The following is a 16,544-nucleotide window of genomic DNA, read 5'->3' on the forward strand; positions in this document are numbered from 1 at the left end:
ATGTTTTTATTTTTCTAGTATTGCCTTGACTTCATCATATACTGACATATTTTTCTCTGTTACAAATGAGCAAGATTTGCCATCCTTACCAATTCTTCCTGCTCGTCCTATCCTGTGTATATAGTCCTCGGGTCTTTCGGGGAAGTCATAGTTGTATATGTGACTGATTCCATTGACGTCTATACCCCTAGCAGACAGGTCAGTAGATATAAGGAATTGGATTTTGAGGTCCCTAAAGTCTTTCATGATTCTCTCCCTTTTTGCCTGGCTGATATCGCTGTGGATTTTCTTGCAATTATATTTTCTCTGGCCTAATTTTTCTTCTAGATTGTCGACCCTTGCCTTAGTTCTGCAGAATACAATTGCCATAAAGGGCTGGTCGTGGTCGATTTTGGAACAGAAGTCTTCAAACTTTTGTCTATCGTTTGTAAATACAAACTCTTGCTCTATAAGGTCTGGAACATGGGTGTCCTCCTCGATATTTACTTCGATAGGGTTATTGGAGTACCTATATACAAGTTTTTTGACCTTTGAATCTAATGTTGCAGATAGGAATATAGTATGGTCATATTTTTTGATCTTAGAGAATATAAGGTCTATTTCATTCTTAAAGCCCATCAAGAGCATCTGGTCCGCCTCATCTATTACTATAGAGTCAAACTTGCTTACTGAAATAGTATTTCTATTTATATGGTCAAGCAGTCTACCGGGGGTAGCTACAAGTATATTTATAGAATTTTTAAGCTTGTTAATTTGGGCCTTTATATCCTTGCCACCGTATATTGGTAGGATGTTGACCGTATTTTTGATATTTTCATCACCTATATGACTTATGATATCTACTGCCATGTCGTTGATTTGAAGAACCAGCTCCCTTGTTGGAGCGAGTATTAGGATACTATCTATATCCTTTTTTAATATCTTGTCTATAAGGGGCAACAAGAAGCTGAGAGTCTTGCCTGTTCCAGTATTTGACTTAATCATTAGGTCTCTTTTATCGATTATAAGTGGTATTGATTCTAGCTGGACCCTTGTTGGTTCTTTGATACCTATCTTTGCTAGGGCCTGAACTAAGTTTTCGTCTATATTAAAGTCTTTGAAATTCATGTATGTCTCCTTTTTTATTTACTGATATATTATTATAGCACATAACCAATAATTAAACTTAAATATATGAAATAATTAATGTTAAATAAGTTATTCAATAATTTATTAAATAAGTTACTCAATAGGTTATTAAAGAACTTGTTCAAGAAAAAATGCCTATAAAAATGTAAGAGTTAATATATTTTTTTCAAAAAAAATCTTCATTAATATCAATTTAAAAATTAAAGTGTAAGACTAGAATTCTCAAAAACACATTAAAAATGAAATTTTAAATAATAAATATGTCAATATAATTACGATTAAGACCTCAAAAATTGGTTTTCACTGGGCATAAATGAAAGATAAAAATAAAATGATTCATAAAAAGGCTTGAAATTTATTGGATAAAGACTTATAATGAATATATGAAATGCAAGATTTATTTAAAAACTTGCAAAATGTAGGGAAACTAATATGGGAGGAAGTATAAAGATGTGTGTGATTGATAATATTAACGGTAGAGAATTGAAATTTGTAGATACAACTTTAAGAGACGGAGAGCAGACTGCTGGTGTTGTTTTTGCAAATAGTGAGAAGATAATGATAGCTGAGATGTTGAGTGACCTAGGTATTAACCAGTTAGAAGTTGGTATACCAACTATGGGTGGAGATGAAAAGGACGCTATTAAGCAGATTGTTAAGAAGAACCTTAAGTCAAGTATAATGGCATGGAATAGGGCGGTTGTTTCAGATATAGAACAGTCTATTGATTGTGGTGTTGATGCGGTTGCAATATCGATATCAGTATCAGATATACACATACAGAACAAGCTTAAGACTTCAAGAGAATGGGTTATAGAGAATATGGTAAAAGCTACTGAATTTGCCAAGAAAAATGGCCTATACGTATCTGTAAACGGTGAAGATGCTTCTCGTGCTGACGAAGACTTCTTGATTGAATTTATAGAGGCTGCTAAACAGGCTGGGGCTGATAGATTTAGATTCTGCGATACTGTTGGTGTTATGGATCCATTTACAATAAGAAACAAGATAGAAAGAATATATAATAAGACAAAGTTTGATATAGAAATGCACACTCACAATGACTTTGGTATGGCTACTGCTAATGCTATAGGTGGAGTACTAGGCGGTGCTAATTATGTAGGTGTTACAGTGAATGGACTGGGGGAAAGAGCTGGTAATGCAGCCCTAGAAGAAGTCTTGATGTCACTTATCCACGTATTAAAGTGCCACTCTAATATAGACACAAGAAGATTTAAAGAATTGTCTGAGTACGTATCAAGAGCATCTGGAAGAGAGTTACCAGCATGGAAGGCAATAGTTGGTTCAAACATGTTTAGACATGAATCAGGTATCCATGCAGATGGAGCCTTGAAGGATCCTAAGAACTATGAAGCCTTTGATCCTTCTGAGGTTGGTCTTGAAAGACAGATAGTAATAGGCAAGCACTCAGGTAGGGCAGCCGTAGTAAATAAGTTTAGGGAGTATGATATAGAATTAGACGATGAAGTGGCATCAAGGGTACTAGATGTAGTTAGGTCTACATCAGTTAAGCTAAAGAGATCTCTATTTGACAAGGAACTTGTATTTATATACAAGGATGTTATGAGGGATATGGAGAAAGATAGTACAGAAGCTATATAGGATGGTTCTTAAAGGATGAGATATTAGTAAATAAAAGTAAGAGGTGATTGGATTGGGAAAGAATATAGTTGAAAAAATATTAGAAAGACATATAGTTGATGGTACTTTGGAGCCTGGAACTAGTTCAGGAATTAGAATAGACAGGACGCTTACTCAGGATTCTACAGGTACTATGGCTTATCTACAGTTAGAGGCAATGAATATCAAGAGGGTAAAGACTAAAAAGTCAGTTGCCTTTGTAGACCACAATATGCTACAACAGGGTTTTGAGAATGCTGATGACCACAAGTTTATACAGACGGTGGCCAACAAGTACGGGATATGTTTTTCAAAGCCGGGCAATGGCATATGCCACCAGGTTTACCTTGAGAGATTCTCTGTACCAGGAGACACACTACTAGGTTCTGATAGCCATACTCCTACAGCTGGTGGGGTGGGCATGCTTGCTATAGGAGCTGGTGGACTTGATGTTGCACTTGCAATGGCAGGTGAGGCTTATAATATCAAGGTTCCAAGGGTTGTCAAGGTCAACCTAAGTGGAAGTCTAAATAAGATGGTCACTTCAAAGGATATAATACTAGAAGTCCTAAAGAGGGAAACTGTAAAGGGTGGTGTAGGTAAGGTCTATGAATATGGAGGACCTGGAGTATCTAGCCTATCAGTTCCACAGAGGGCTACAATAACTAATATGGGGGCTGAACTAGGTGCTACGACATCTATATTCCCAAGTGATGACAAGACAAGAGAATACTTTATAGCTCAGGATAGACTAGATGATTGGTCTGAGCTAGTTGCAGATGAAGATGCTAAATACGATTATATAATAGATATCAACCTAGACGAATTGGTTCCAATGGTAGCAGCCCCTCACAGTCCTGATAATATCAAGACTTGCGCTGAGGTGGGAAAGATTAAGGTGGACCAGGTAGCAATAGGTTCATGTACAAATTCTTCATATGAAGACTTGATGAAGGTTGCTAGAATACTGAAGGGTAGGAAGGTAGCTGATGATGTCAGTCTAGTAATAGCACCTGGATCAAGACAGGTTATGGAGATGATAGCTAGAAATGGTGCCCTTGCAGATATAATATCTTCAGGAGCCAGAATACTTGAAAACTCATGTGGACCATGTATAGGTATGGGCCAGTCTCCGGGAACAGACGCTGTAAGTATCAGAACATTCAATAGAAATTTCTTTGGTAGGTCTGGAACAAACTCAGCCCAGGTATACCTTGCAAGTCCAGAGTTGGCTGCAGTATCAGCTATATATGGATGCCTGATGGACCCTAGAGATGCTGAATTTGATATAGACTTTGATGATATAGGAACAGACAAATTCCTAGTAGATGACTCTATGATTATATCTCCAGTAGATGACGGGGATGATGTAGAAGTTGTTAGGGGGCCTAATATCAAGCCATTTCCACTTAATTCAAGACTTGAAGACTCTATATCTGGCAAGTTGATAATAAAGACTCCAGACAATATAACTACTGACCATATTATGCCATCCAATGCCAAGTTACTTCCATTCAGAAGTAATATACCACACCTAGCAAACTTCTGCTTCTCAACAATAGATGAAGATTTTGCAAGTCGTTGTAAGGAAAATGGTGGAGGCTTTATAGTAGGTGGTGAGAACTATGGACAGGGTTCTTCAAGAGAGCACGCAGCCCTAGCACCTCTTTACCTAGGAATCAAGGGTGTAATAGCCAAGTCATTTGCTAGAATCCACAAGGCCAACCTTATCAATTCAGGTATAATACCTATGGAATTTGAAGACCTAAAGGACTATGACCTAATTGACCAGATGGACGATTTTGTAATAGATGATGTATTTGAAGGTCTAAAGGCTGGTAGGTTAAAGGTAGAGGACAAGACAAAGGGAATATCATTCTATGTAAAGGCACTATTCAACGACAAAGAATTGGATATGCTGTATGCAGGTGGTAAACTTAACTCAATAAAGGAAAAGAATTCATAGGAGACAAATATGTATAATATTACTTTAATACCAGGAGATGGGATAGGACCTGAGGTGACAAAGGCTATGAAACAGGTAGTAAAGGCCTCAGGAGTAGATATAAATTGGGAAGAGGTAATAGCTGGTGAGGCTGTGATAGAAGAGTATAGCACACCGCTTCCAGACTATGTACTAGATAGTGTAAGAAAGAATAAGGTAGCTATAAAGGGTCCTGTCACTACACCAGTAGGCAAGGGATTTAGGAGTGTAAATGTAGCCCTTAGAAAAGAGTTGAACCTCTATGCAAATGTGAGGCCAGTCAAGACTTTCAAGGGGGTCAAATCTAGATATGACAATATAGACTTGACTATAGTAAGGGAAAATACAGAAGGTTTGTATGCTGGCATAGAGCACAAGGTTGGTGACTACGCCGGTGAAACAATCAAGATAATCACAAGGCCAGCATCTGAAAGGATAGTAGAATTTGCTTGTAGGTATACAAGGGAAAATGGCTACAAGAGACTGACAGGTGTACACAAGGCCAATATAATGAAGATTTCTGATGGCTTATTCTTAGATGTGTTCAATCAGGTTGCAAAAGATAATGGAATCCTAAGAAAGGCTGACGGAGCTAGTTGCGACCTGTACTCAGATGATGTTATAGTCGATGCAGCTGCCATGAACCTGGTTATTAGGCCAGAGGAATTTGATGTTATGGTAATGCCTAACCTATATGGGGATATACTTTCAGACCTTGCCTCAGGGCTTGTGGGAGGTCTTGGTATGATACCATCTGCCAACATAGGAGATGATTGTGCGGTTTTCGAGGCTGTTCATGGTTCAGCTCCAGAGATAGCTGGCAAAAATATAGCAAATCCAACTGCAATAATCCAGTCTGCAGTCATGATGCTAAGGCATATAGGAGAAATGGAATCAGCAGATAAGATTGAAAAGTCATTAAAGGAAGTATTTGCTGAAGGTAAGCTAGTCACTGCAGATTTAGGAGGTAATGCTTCAACAAGCGAATTTGCCGACGAATTATGCAGAAAAATAAGTGCCTTATAAGATAATAATATAGCCAATCAATCACTAATATAGGGGGAGAGGTCAACAAGAGTTGATTTCTCCCCCGTCCTACTGTAAAATAATATAATAGGGAATATAATAATAGAAGTATATTTTTAGAAAGCGAAGTATATAATGACAAATATATTAAGAAATATAAAATCAATTTGTAGGATTGGTGTTGGAAATTACAATGAGGATAGTTGTGATCATTTAGATAATGCTGCATGGGTTATAGATGGAGCAACTGGCCTAAATGGAAAAAACCTAGTATCTGATACCAGTGATGCACATTGGTATTCAAATTGGTGGAATTCATATATCAGGGAAAATTTAAAAGATCAAACAAGGCTAGATGATTTTTTATACAAGGGGCTAGAAGATGTCAGAAGAGAGTATATAGAAATTATCTCAAATAAGGGGATAGACGTATCTTCTATAAGCAATATAGACCTACCATCAGCGTCAATCTGCCTTACTAGGGTAATAGACAATAGGTTGGAATATATTATCTTGGGAGACTGTAGGCTATATATAGGTCAGTCAAATGAAACTATAAAAATATCTGACGAGTCTGTATCCAAGCTAGATGATGAGGTCTTTGAAAAGATGAGATCTTTGGATGATTTTGGTAATGTAAGTCTTGATGATACTAAATCAAGGGTAATGGACAAGATAGTAGAAAATAGGCTAAAGAATAATACTGATGAGGGATACTGGATACTTAGCTTTGATAAGGACGCTGCATATAAGGCGAGGTCAGGAAGCATAGACATTGACCAGGAAACAAGGGTTATGATCGCAAGTGATGGATATTTTTCTGCATCTGAAAAATACCACCTATATGAAGAAAGAGACCTTCTAGACATTACATTCAAAAGGGGCATGGAGTCAATATATAGGGAGATAAGAGATTTTGAGTCTGATGAAGAGAGGGTAAGGTTTATTCCTAGGTTTAAGTCTATGGATGATTCTACCTGTGTAGTATTTGAAATAAGTCCAATAGGTAGAAGGAGGGTCCTTCACATTAGTGCCCAAAAGCCAGATTATACGGGCAGTGGTATATATATGAGCGGCATTATAAAGGGGATGGACCATTTGACGAGTGGCCAGGCCTTGATTGCTGGAGTTGATTCGAGTGATGATTTATCTTCAATGATGGAGAAATTTAAAGATATAGACCTAAGTTTTTACCCTGTCCTATATAATGATGGAATCCTTGATTTTAATGTTCCTGGCATGAGTGATAATATGCCCTATCCTAGCACTATATACAAGAATATGACAGATGATATGGCAGGTAGGATGGAAAGTTCTTTTTTAAGCAAGTTAGATCAAGCTGTTAAAGAATTTAAGCCTGACTTGATAGTATGCCACCACCTATATTTTACGACTTCATTGGTTAGGGAAAATATAAATGATATACCTGTAGTTGCAATATGCCATGGGACATGTTTAAGGCAGTTGATGAGCCACGATTTTAAGAAAGACCTTATAATAGGAGCCATACCAAAACTCGACAAAATATACGCCTTACATGATATACAGGCTGGTCTTATCAGGAATATATTTAATATTGAAGATTCTAGGATAGAGGTCTTGGGCAGCGGTTATGACAAGACTATATTTAACTGTGAATCGAGGTCGGATAAGTCATCTAGCAAGGAGATTACTCTTGCCTATGCGGGTAAGTTAGCCTATGCAAAGGGGCTAATGGAGTTTTTTGATGCACTTGAAAAGGTTGATTTTCCAGAGGAGGATCTGGTATTTTACCTAGCTGGTGATGGAAGTGACCAAGAAGAGGTTATTAATATCAAGAATAAAGGAAATAAATCTAAGTTTAGGGTTGAGTTTTCAGGTAGGCTAAACCAGTACCAACTTGCAAGTATGCTCAATCAGTCGGATATATTTGTATTGCCGTCTTACTATGAGGGGCTACCCCTAGTCCTGCTTGAGGCTATGGCCTGTGGGAATTCTATATTGACTACGGATATAGATGGTGTCAAGGAATGGCTGGGTCAGGATATAAATACGTCGGGTATGATATCCTATGTAGGTCTTCCTGAAATGGAGGCTGTATCAAGGCCTAAGGTGGATAGACTTGGAGAGTATGTAGATAGGTTGGCGCTTGAAATAGAAGATTCTATAAGGACAAGATTGGATAAAAACTACAGACAGGTCAACATAGAGGAAATGTCTTGGAATGGTCTAGCCAAAAAGCTATATGATTCTTGTGACTGAACTCCTAAAAAATCACATGATAATTTTGAAAACATTCCGATGATAAAATATGCAGTTGTTGATAGGCGGATGGAGGAGGATATGAGGTCAAAACTTGAGGCTGAGGCTTATAAAATAGTCGAATCCTACGACCATAAAAACCTATATGACGCCATTAGGTCTCATGTTGACATAGGCCTATTTGCTGTGGGCAATAAATTGATAGCATCCAAAGAGTCTTATACTTACTACCAGAATGTAATAGGTGATAAGTTGGCCAAGAACTCTATCATAAGTGGAAGTAGGTATTTAGGTTCAAAATATCCAGAAGACATAGCCTATAATTTTTCTTTTTCAGGAAAATACGGTATTGGTAAACTTGATAATATAGATTCTGCTGTAATTGATGCAGTATTAGACCAAGTGCCTACAAGTGAGTTGATAGATGTAAGACAGGGTTATGCAGCCTGTTCCATATGTTGGGTTGATGAGAGGTCTTTAATAACTAGCGATAGGGGTATTGCCAAGATCCTAAGAGCCTATGATATAGATGTGCTGGAGATAGATAAAGGACATATAGATCTTTTTGATATGGACTATGGCTTTATAGGAGGTGCTACATCTAGTTTGGAGGATGGCAGGATAGTATTCTTTGGTGATGTTTATAGTCATCCAGACGGAGAGAGAATGGTAGAATTTATAAGGTCAAAGTCTAAGGAATATCTATGTCTATCAAGTGGAAGGCTAAAAGACTACGGTGGTATGCTTGTGATTTGTGAACAAGTAATAAAGTAAAAAAAGTAAAGTAAATAAAAAAGTAAAGTAAATAAAAAAGTAAAGTAAATAAAAAAGTAAAGGATGAAGTAGAATGGTAAATCAAGAAATTATTATAAGAGTAGTATTATTGGCCATTGTTGGTGCAATAATAGGTTATAGTACAAATGTTATAGCGGTCAAGATGCTTTTTAGACCACTTAAACCCTACAAGATACCAGTGATTAATTATGAATTGTGGGGTCTTATACCAAAGAGAAGGGATGATATAGCCAAGAATATAGGTAAGGCAGTTGGTGAAGAGCTAGTTGACTACGATAAGCTTGTAGATGGCATGATAAGACCAGAGGACAAGGAAGAGATAAAAGCCTATATAAACTCAAGGGTAGAGTATATTATCAACGAAAAGATAAGTTTTATACCGAATATGTTTAGGCCTATGGTCCTATCAGGCATAGGTGAAGTACTCAATGAAGAGATAGACAAGGGTATGGATGATGTCATAGATAAGGTAAAGGACAAGGTCAAGTCTAGGATAGATGTAGGTCAAATGGTAGAAGAAAAGATAGGTGAGTTAGATTTGGTTCAGCTAGAGGAACTTATTATGGGCCTATCTAAAAAAGAGCTAAAGCACATTGAAAATCTAGGCCTAGTTCTAGGATTCTTGATAGGTATAGTACAAGGGATAATAACAATATTTATATAAATTAGGTGGCGCTTAATTTGACAATTCGAGATATTTAAAATAGAATTTACCATAATAAAATAATAGCGTTGATAGTAAGATCTACCCTCTCAGTCATATAACTGGGAGGGTATTTTTTACCACCAACGCTATCTACTATTGAACAATAGTTTTACTTAACTTGCTATTAATTTCTTATTCCCAATAATCTAGGTCCTTTGAATCAAGACCGACAACCTTAGAATGGAATACAGGTTCCTGACCTGCTTTTCTCTGCTTTTCGTAGTCCTTAGCAGCCTTTATAGCAACACCACCCATGATTACACAACATGGTATATTTATTAGGGCCATAAGTCCCATTGTTATGTCTGCAGATGCCCAAGCAGCATCCATTTCCATAGTAGCACCAACGAATACTATTATAGCAGCTACTACATAGAAACCTATCATAAAAGTCTTACCAGGCTTCTTGTTACCATTTAGGTAAGATAGACCTGTTTCACAATAGTATAGGTTACCTATAAGAGTAGTGAAAGCGAACATGATCATAGCTATTGTTATAAATAAAGGTCCGAAAGATCCGAATACTGACCTAAGTGACTCCTGTACCATAGGAGCTCCCGCTAATTCCTCTTTCATAGGAATACCTGATACAAGTATCATAAAGGCTGTTGCTGAACAAATAACGATTGTATCTATATATACAGATAGTACCTGTACTAGACCCTGTTTAACTGGGTGTGATACTTCAGCTGAAGCTGCTGCATTTGGAGCAGAACCAACACCTGCTTCGTTAGAGTATAATCCACGTTTGATACCGTAGATTAGACAAGAACCAGCAAGACCACCAGCAAATGAACGACCGCTAAAAGCATCAGTAAATATTAACTTTATAACTTCTGGGAACATTCCTATGTTCATTATTACTACTATTAGAGATACTATTATATAAGCAACTCCCATAAATGGAACAATAACTTCTGTAACACGGATCATTCTCTTTCCACCACCAACTATTGATATAAATACTGCAATAGCTATTATAGCACCAATAATCATTGGAGTAGTCTTCGGATTGTAGAATGAGTATATAGAGAATGTAGACTGTAGGTTATAAGAACAAAGTAGGTTGAATCCTAAACCATATGTAAGTATAAGGAATACTACGAATAGAGATGCAAGAGTCTTGTTCTTTAGGGCAGATTCTATATAGTAGGCTGGGCCACCATAGCATCCACCAGTTTCCTTGTCTCTACGCTTGTATATCTGTGCTAGAGTAGACTCTATAAATGCAGTTGCTGAACCAACAATCGCAAGAACCCACATCCAAAATGCTGCACCTGGTCCACCAAGTACTATGGCTGTAGATACACCAACTATATTACCTGTACCAACTCTTGAGGCAGTTGAAACCATAAGCGCCTGGAAAGAAGATACCTGTCCTTTTTGATCAGGCTTTTCCATTACAGCCCTCAAAGATTCCCTAAAAAGTCTTAATTGTATAAATCCTGTTTTAAAACTGAAATAAATTCCGGCTACTGCTAAGACCACTATAAGAATAGGGTAGTACATCACGTCATCGATTTTTGTTAATACTTCTAAAATAAGTCATTCCTCCTTTAATGTTTGATATGTATTAATCATTACATTTATATTATCCTATAATATTATGGAAAAATCAAGGAATATATGGATAAAAATGCAAGAAAAATTATATATTTTGCAAATGATATATAATAATTGCAATTTTATTTGAAAAAATGAGATTTTATTACCTTATAACCCCTCTGAAATAGGTTTTCATCATGATTAAATTGCAAGATGATAATACAAATATATCAGTTTGTAAATTAAAAATCTATTTTAATGAAAGATTTTATTTATATTATTCATTTGATGTATCTTTTAAATAAAGAAAGAATATATCATATGATAAACGATATTAATAAAAGTATAAAATCAAAAAAATTTTTATTATTATGCAAACTGACTCTATTTATATAATTAACTCTAGTGAACTGAAAAATAACTTTTTAAAAATTAATTTTTCTGAAGATTAAGTTTATTTATATATTGTTTAAAAATATTAAAAAATAAACAATGTGTTGACATAGAAGTTTCTTGAGATTATAATCAGCTTATAAAGTAATCAGAAGCAAATAATAATATTTAAGCTATCATAGCTTGGGAGGATTTGTATGAAAAAGTTGATGACTGGCGATGAAGCCATAGCAAGAGGAGTATATGAGGCAGGTGTAAAATACGCTGCTGCATATCCAGGTACACCAAGTACTGAAATATTGGAAAACCTTTCTAAAGTTGATTCAAAAGAGATGATTGCTGAGTGGGCACCAAACGAAAAGGTCGCCCTAGAATCTGCAATAGGAGCCTGTGTAGCAGGGGCTAGGTCTTTTGCAGCCATGAAGCACGTAGGACTAAATGTTGCCGCTGACCCATTTTTTACAGCATCTTATTCAGGTGTAAATGGTGGACTAGTGATTGTAAGTGCTGATGAACCAGGTCAATTTTCATCTCAGAACGAGCAGGACAACAGGAATTTGGCAAGAGCTGCCTTTGTTCCTATGTTTGAACCAGCAGATAGTCAGGAGTGTAAGGTCATGGTTAAAGAGGCCTATAAGTTGAGTGAAATCCATGATGCTCCTATAATGATAAGGATGACAACTAGAGTCTGTCACTCTAAGGGCCTAGTCGAATTAGAGGACAGGCAAGATGTACCTATAAAGGAATGGAAGAAAGAGCCTACTAAATATGTAATGGTACCTGCAAATGCCAAGGTCAGAAAGCAGCATATATTCAAGAGGATGGATGACCTATTTGAATACTCAAATGAATGTGAGTTCAACCTTACTGAGTACTATGACAAGAAAATAGGTATTATAGCATCAGGTGATTGCTACCTATATGCAAAAGAAGTCTTTGGAGAAGATGCCTCATACCTAAAGGTTGGATTTTCAAATCCACTTCCTGACAAGTTGTTCAAAGAATTTGCTAGTAAGGTAGATAAAATATATGTAATAGAAGAAAATGACCCTATAATGGAAACACACATCAAGGCTCTTGGTATAGAGTGCCATGGCAAGGATGTATTTCCTAAGTATGGAGAAATGATACCTGAGGTTATAAGAAAATCGGTATACGGACAAGATGTCAAGATAGACCAAGCTGCCAAGGAAGTGATGATAAACAGGGCTCCGACTTTCTGTGCTGGATGTCCGCATAGGGGGTTCTTCTATACTCTTGGCAAGAGGAAGAATGTCATGATATCAGGGGACATAGGTTGCTATACTCTTGGGTTTGGGGCTCCATACAATGCCATGGATATGACACTTTGTATGGGAGCAAGTATCAGTATGGGTCACGGTGCATCACAGGTATTTAAGATGGATCAAAACCAAGACAAAAAGGTTATATCTGTAATAGGAGACTCTACTTTCTTCCACACAGGTATCAACTCCTTATTAAATGTTGTATACAACAACTCATCCACAGTGACTTGTATCTTGGACAACAGGATTACAGGCATGACTGGTCAGCAGCAAAATCCTGGGACTGGTTATACAGCCCAGGGCAGCCAAACTAATGAGGTGGATATAGAATCAGTTGTAAGGGCCATAGGTGTAAAGAATATAAGAAGGGTAAATCCTAACAAGTTAGAAGAGGTAGAAGCTGCATTTGACTGGGCATTGGGCCTAGATGAGCCTTCAGTGATAATAACGTGGTGGCCATGTGCACTTAAGGTCCAGTCAGAGGAAGACAAGAAAAACTTCCCAGGATCATTTAAGGACAAGTACAGGGTAGACCAAGATAAGTGTATAGGCTGTAAGAAGTGTACTAAGACAGGTTGTCCAGCTATATCTTTCAAGACTGATATTAAGAAGTCTTCGATAGATATAAACAAGTGTGTAGGTTGTAGTGTATGTGCCCAGGTATGTCCTGTAGGAGCGATAGGAAAGGTGGTTCAATAAGATGACTAAGAATATATTACTAACTGGAATAGGCGGACAGGGGACTATAACAGCCAGCAAGTTGCTTACTATAGGTCTTATGAGTGAAGGTTATGACGTAAAGATGAGTGAAGTCCACGGTATGAGCCAGAGAGAAGGACAGGTCCTTACCCATCTGAGATATGGAGACAAGGTATATTCACCGGTTGTGCCACAGGGGGAAGCGGATATAATAATGGGATTTGAGGAGTTAGAGGTCCTAAGAAATATCGACTATCTTAGAGAGGATGGTGTAGTGGTATTAAATACAGCTAGGTTCAACCCAATTGGAGTCTTATCAGGCAAGGACAAGTATCCAGAAAATACTAAAGAACTTATAGAAGCTAGGGCTGGTAAGGTATATGCCTTTGATGCAAGTGAAGAAGCCAAAAAGCTAGGCAATCAAAAAGTAATGAATATAATACTCCTAGGAACTATAATCAAGAAGATGAATCTTGAAGAAATAGACTGGGATAAAATAATTGAAGAAAATGTTAAAGAAAAATTCATAGAAATTAATAAAAAAGCACTAAGAGTGGGTATTGAACTAGTATAATGATTAAGAGGGTCAAATAATGCGGAAAAAGTTTTTTTTGAACCTTTTGAAGATTTGATACATCCACCGGTGAAGTAATGAGTACTAATCGGTATATGGTTAGTACTCATTGCTGATTATAAAATCCAATGTAGTTTGCAAGATGCAAAGGATAAAATGTGAAGGAGAATAATATGATAAAGAATTTTGACGAAGTAATTGAGAGGGTAAGGGCCTTTAAGGAGATGAAAAGATGTGCTGTCTGTATGGCTGATGAGGCTGCCATAGGTGGGGCTATAGAGGCGGAAAAGTTGGGTCTAGCCTGGCCTATATTCGTAGGTCATGAGTCTGAAATTAAAGAAGAGTTAAAAAAACTAGGTGTTGATAAAGACTATGAAATAATAGGCGTAGATGAAGACTCAAAGGCTGCTGAAAAGGTAGTAGAACTAGTAAGAGAGGGAAATGCAGACTTTATACTAAAGGGTCACATAGAGACAGCTGTTCTTATGAGGGCTGTAGTTGACAAGGAAAAGGGCCTTAGGACAGACAAGTTGATGACCCATATGTCGTTTGAACAGATGCCTACCTACCACAAGCTGATAACTATAACAGATGGTGGTATGTGTATGTACCCAGATGTAGAACAAAAGCAGAAGATAATTGAAAATGCAGTAGAAATATACCGTAACCTAGGCTATGCGAGGCCAAAGGTAGCTGTATTGTCTGCTGTTGAAAGGGTCAACCCTAAGATGCAATCGACTGTAGACGCAGCTGAATTAAAGAGAAGAAACCAAGAAGGTATCATAAAGAATTGCCTAGTTGAAGGTCCAATATCATTTGACCTTGCCTACAAGAAGGGGGCAGCCGAGATAAAGGGATTTGAGAGTGAGGTAGCCGGAGATCCTGATATCTTACTTGTTCCAGATATACAAGCGGGTAATATATTGGATAAGTCATTTAATTTTGCAGGTGGTGGAAAGATGGCAGGATTTATTGTTGGAGCCAAGTGTCTTATAGTCCTTACATCTAGGAGTGCATCAGCAGAAGAGAAGTACTATTCAATAGCAATGGCAGCCCTTGCCCAGCACTAGGAAACTGCTTACTTGAAAATTATTTTATAAAGGAGAAAAATATGAAAATACTTGTCATAAACCCAGGCTCGACATCGACTAAACTAGCCTTGTATGAAGATTGTAATGAACTGATGACTGGTTCAATGGATATCAGCTCTGATGTGCTTGCCCAGTACAAGTCTATATATGACCAGACTGATATGAGATTTGACCAGGTTATGGACTTTTTGAAGGTAAACGACATGGAGGTCAAGGATCTTGATGTAATCGTATCAAGAGGCGGTATGCTTCCTCCCCTGCATACAGGTGCATATGTCGTTGATGAAGACCTATGCTACATAATGAGAAACCATCCAGCCCAGCTACATGCTTCTAATCTAGGAGCTCTTGTAGCCAAGAAGCTAAGTGATATTGGCAATATACCAGCCTATATATACGATGCAGTTTCAGTTGATGAGATGACTGATGAGGCTAGGTTATCAGGTCTTAAAAACTATCCGAGAAGGTCTTTCTCTCATGCCTTGAATACTAGGGCTGTTGCCATGAAGTACTGCCAGGATAAGGGACTTGACTACTATAAGTCATCTATAATTGTAGCCCATCTAGGTGGAGGAATATCTATGAATTTCCAGAAAAATGGTCACTTGGTAGATGTCATATCATCAGATGAGGGTCCATTTTCTACAAATAGGGCAGGAGCTCTCCCTATATACAGCTGCATAACAATGGCTAGGGAAGAGGGGGCTGATGCGATGCAGAGTTACGAAGATTCAATTGGTGGCCTTATTTCCTACCTAGGAACTAATGACGCCAGAGAAGTTGAAGCCATGATAGCAAATGGTGACGAAGAAGCAAAGAAGGTCTACAGGGGTATGGCCTACCAGATAGCTAGGTATATAGGTTCACTAGCAGTTGTAGACAATGGTAAGATAGATGGTATAGTTCTAACAGGTGGTATGGCTAATTCGAAGCTACTTACTGGATGGATAGAGGAAAAGGTGACATTTTTGGCTGATATTAGCATATATGCTGGTGAGTTTGAGATGAAGGCCTTGGCCCAGGGTGCCTACAGGGTGATGAAGGGGCAGGAAGAGGCTGACCACTTAAAAATATACTAGAAATATTAAATTTATACACATGAAAGATAGGTCGATGAAAGTTTTTTTAATAATTTAAATGATTGCTATTGATTTATAAATTTCATTGTGGTACTATGGATACAACATAAATAATAAGCTATGAAGAAGGAAGAGTAGGATGTAGATCATCTACAGAGAATTTGGATCACCGGCTGAAAGTCCAATGAGAAAGAGACATTTCGAAAACTACCTTTGAGCAGGATTTAGTAGGGCCTATAGGCTTCTGAAAGTGTCCGGTTGACTGCCTTAAAGTCTTATCGAGAGTCCGATTATTATCGGAAACTTGGGTGGAACCGCGAATTTTAACTCGTCCCAAATATTTATTTGGGGACGAG

12 protein-coding genes and 1 other annotated feature are annotated in these 16,544 nt (G+C 37.5%); of the genes, 10 read left to right on the forward strand and 2 right to left on the reverse strand.

All coding sequences use genetic code 11. From position 1 onward, the window contains the following. Window positions 1-6 precede the first annotated feature (6 nt). Window positions 7-1,107 (reverse strand): DEAD/DEAH box helicase, encoded by a 1,101-nt coding sequence (locus tag HMPREF0631_RS00005; RefSeq protein ID WP_002842476.1) that lies wholly within the window; start codon window positions 1,105-1,107, stop codon window positions 7-9. Between the two features lie 471 nt (window positions 1,108-1,578). Here HMPREF0631_RS00005 and nifV point away from each other — a divergent pair, with 471 nt between their 5' ends. The 6 genes from nifV (at window position 1,579) to HMPREF0631_RS00035 (ending at window position 9,479) form a co-directional block, all read left to right on the forward strand. Further along, complete coding sequence (gene nifV, locus HMPREF0631_RS00010; protein ID WP_002842477.1) at window positions 1,579-2,751, forward strand: homocitrate synthase; 1,173 nt, start codon at window positions 1,579-1,581, stop codon at window positions 2,749-2,751. A gap of 52 nt (window positions 2,752-2,803) precedes the next feature. Continuing rightward, window positions 2,804-4,735 carry an aconitate hydratase gene (locus HMPREF0631_RS00015; protein WP_002842472.1) on the forward strand — a complete coding sequence of 644 codons (1,932 nt, stop codon included), beginning with the start codon at window positions 2,804-2,806 and terminating at the stop codon, window positions 4,733-4,735. 9 nt (window positions 4,736-4,744) lie between these two features. Beyond that, window positions 4,745-5,779, forward strand: coding sequence for an isocitrate/isopropylmalate dehydrogenase family protein (locus tag HMPREF0631_RS00020; RefSeq protein WP_002842480.1), 1,035 nt, complete (start codon window positions 4,745-4,747; stop codon window positions 5,777-5,779). Window positions 5,780-5,914: 135 nt separating this feature from the next. Continuing rightward, entirely contained in the window at window positions 5,915-8,020 is a 2,106-nt protein-coding gene (locus tag HMPREF0631_RS00025) for a glycosyltransferase family 4 protein (protein WP_002842471.1), read from the forward strand. Between the two features lie 39 nt (window positions 8,021-8,059). Beyond that, on the forward strand, window positions 8,060-8,794 hold the full coding sequence (locus tag HMPREF0631_RS00030) for a DUF6873 family GME fold protein (RefSeq protein WP_002842474.1): 735 nt from the start codon (window positions 8,060-8,062) through the stop codon (window positions 8,792-8,794). A gap of 73 nt (window positions 8,795-8,867) precedes the next feature. Continuing rightward, entirely contained in the window at window positions 8,868-9,479 is a 612-nt protein-coding gene (locus HMPREF0631_RS00035; RefSeq protein ID WP_002842478.1) for a DUF445 domain-containing protein, read from the forward strand. Window positions 9,480-9,653: 174 nt separating this feature from the next. Here the strand turns inward: HMPREF0631_RS00035 and HMPREF0631_RS00040 are convergent, their stop codons facing one another. Continuing rightward, window positions 9,654-11,030, reverse strand: coding sequence for an alanine/glycine:cation symporter family protein (locus HMPREF0631_RS00040; RefSeq protein ID WP_002845233.1), 1,377 nt, complete (start codon window positions 11,028-11,030; stop codon window positions 9,654-9,656). Window positions 11,031-11,656: 626 nt separating this feature from the next. Between HMPREF0631_RS00040 and iorA the strand changes: the two genes are divergently transcribed. From iorA to buk, 4 genes are all read left to right on the forward strand, one after another. After that, window positions 11,657-13,444 carry an indolepyruvate ferredoxin oxidoreductase subunit alpha gene (iorA, locus tag HMPREF0631_RS00045; protein ID WP_002842473.1) on the forward strand — a complete coding sequence of 596 codons (1,788 nt, stop codon included), beginning with the start codon at window positions 11,657-11,659 and terminating at the stop codon, window positions 13,442-13,444. A gap of 1 nt (window position 13,445) precedes the next feature. After that, a complete protein-coding gene (locus HMPREF0631_RS00050; RefSeq protein ID WP_002842470.1) occupies window positions 13,446-14,018 on the forward strand; it encodes an indolepyruvate oxidoreductase subunit beta in 573 nt (190 codons plus the stop codon). A gap of 173 nt (window positions 14,019-14,191) precedes the next feature. Further along, window positions 14,192-15,088 carry a bifunctional enoyl-CoA hydratase/phosphate acetyltransferase gene (locus HMPREF0631_RS00055; RefSeq protein WP_002842468.1) on the forward strand — a complete coding sequence of 299 codons (897 nt, stop codon included), beginning with the start codon at window positions 14,192-14,194 and terminating at the stop codon, window positions 15,086-15,088. Between the two features lie 41 nt (window positions 15,089-15,129). Then, window positions 15,130-16,188 carry a butyrate kinase gene (buk, locus tag HMPREF0631_RS00060; RefSeq protein ID WP_002842475.1) on the forward strand — a complete coding sequence of 353 codons (1,059 nt, stop codon included), beginning with the start codon at window positions 15,130-15,132 and terminating at the stop codon, window positions 16,186-16,188. Window positions 16,189-16,299: 111 nt separating this feature from the next. Beyond that, window positions 16,300-16,527, forward strand: a binding site (T-box leader). Window positions 16,528-16,544: the final 17 nt, after the last annotated feature.

Origin of the sequence: Peptostreptococcus anaerobius 653-L (genome assembly GCF_000178095.1) — a bacterium.
In the GTDB taxonomy this organism is placed as follows: Bacteria; Bacillota; Clostridia; order Peptostreptococcales; family Peptostreptococcaceae; genus Peptostreptococcus; species Peptostreptococcus anaerobius.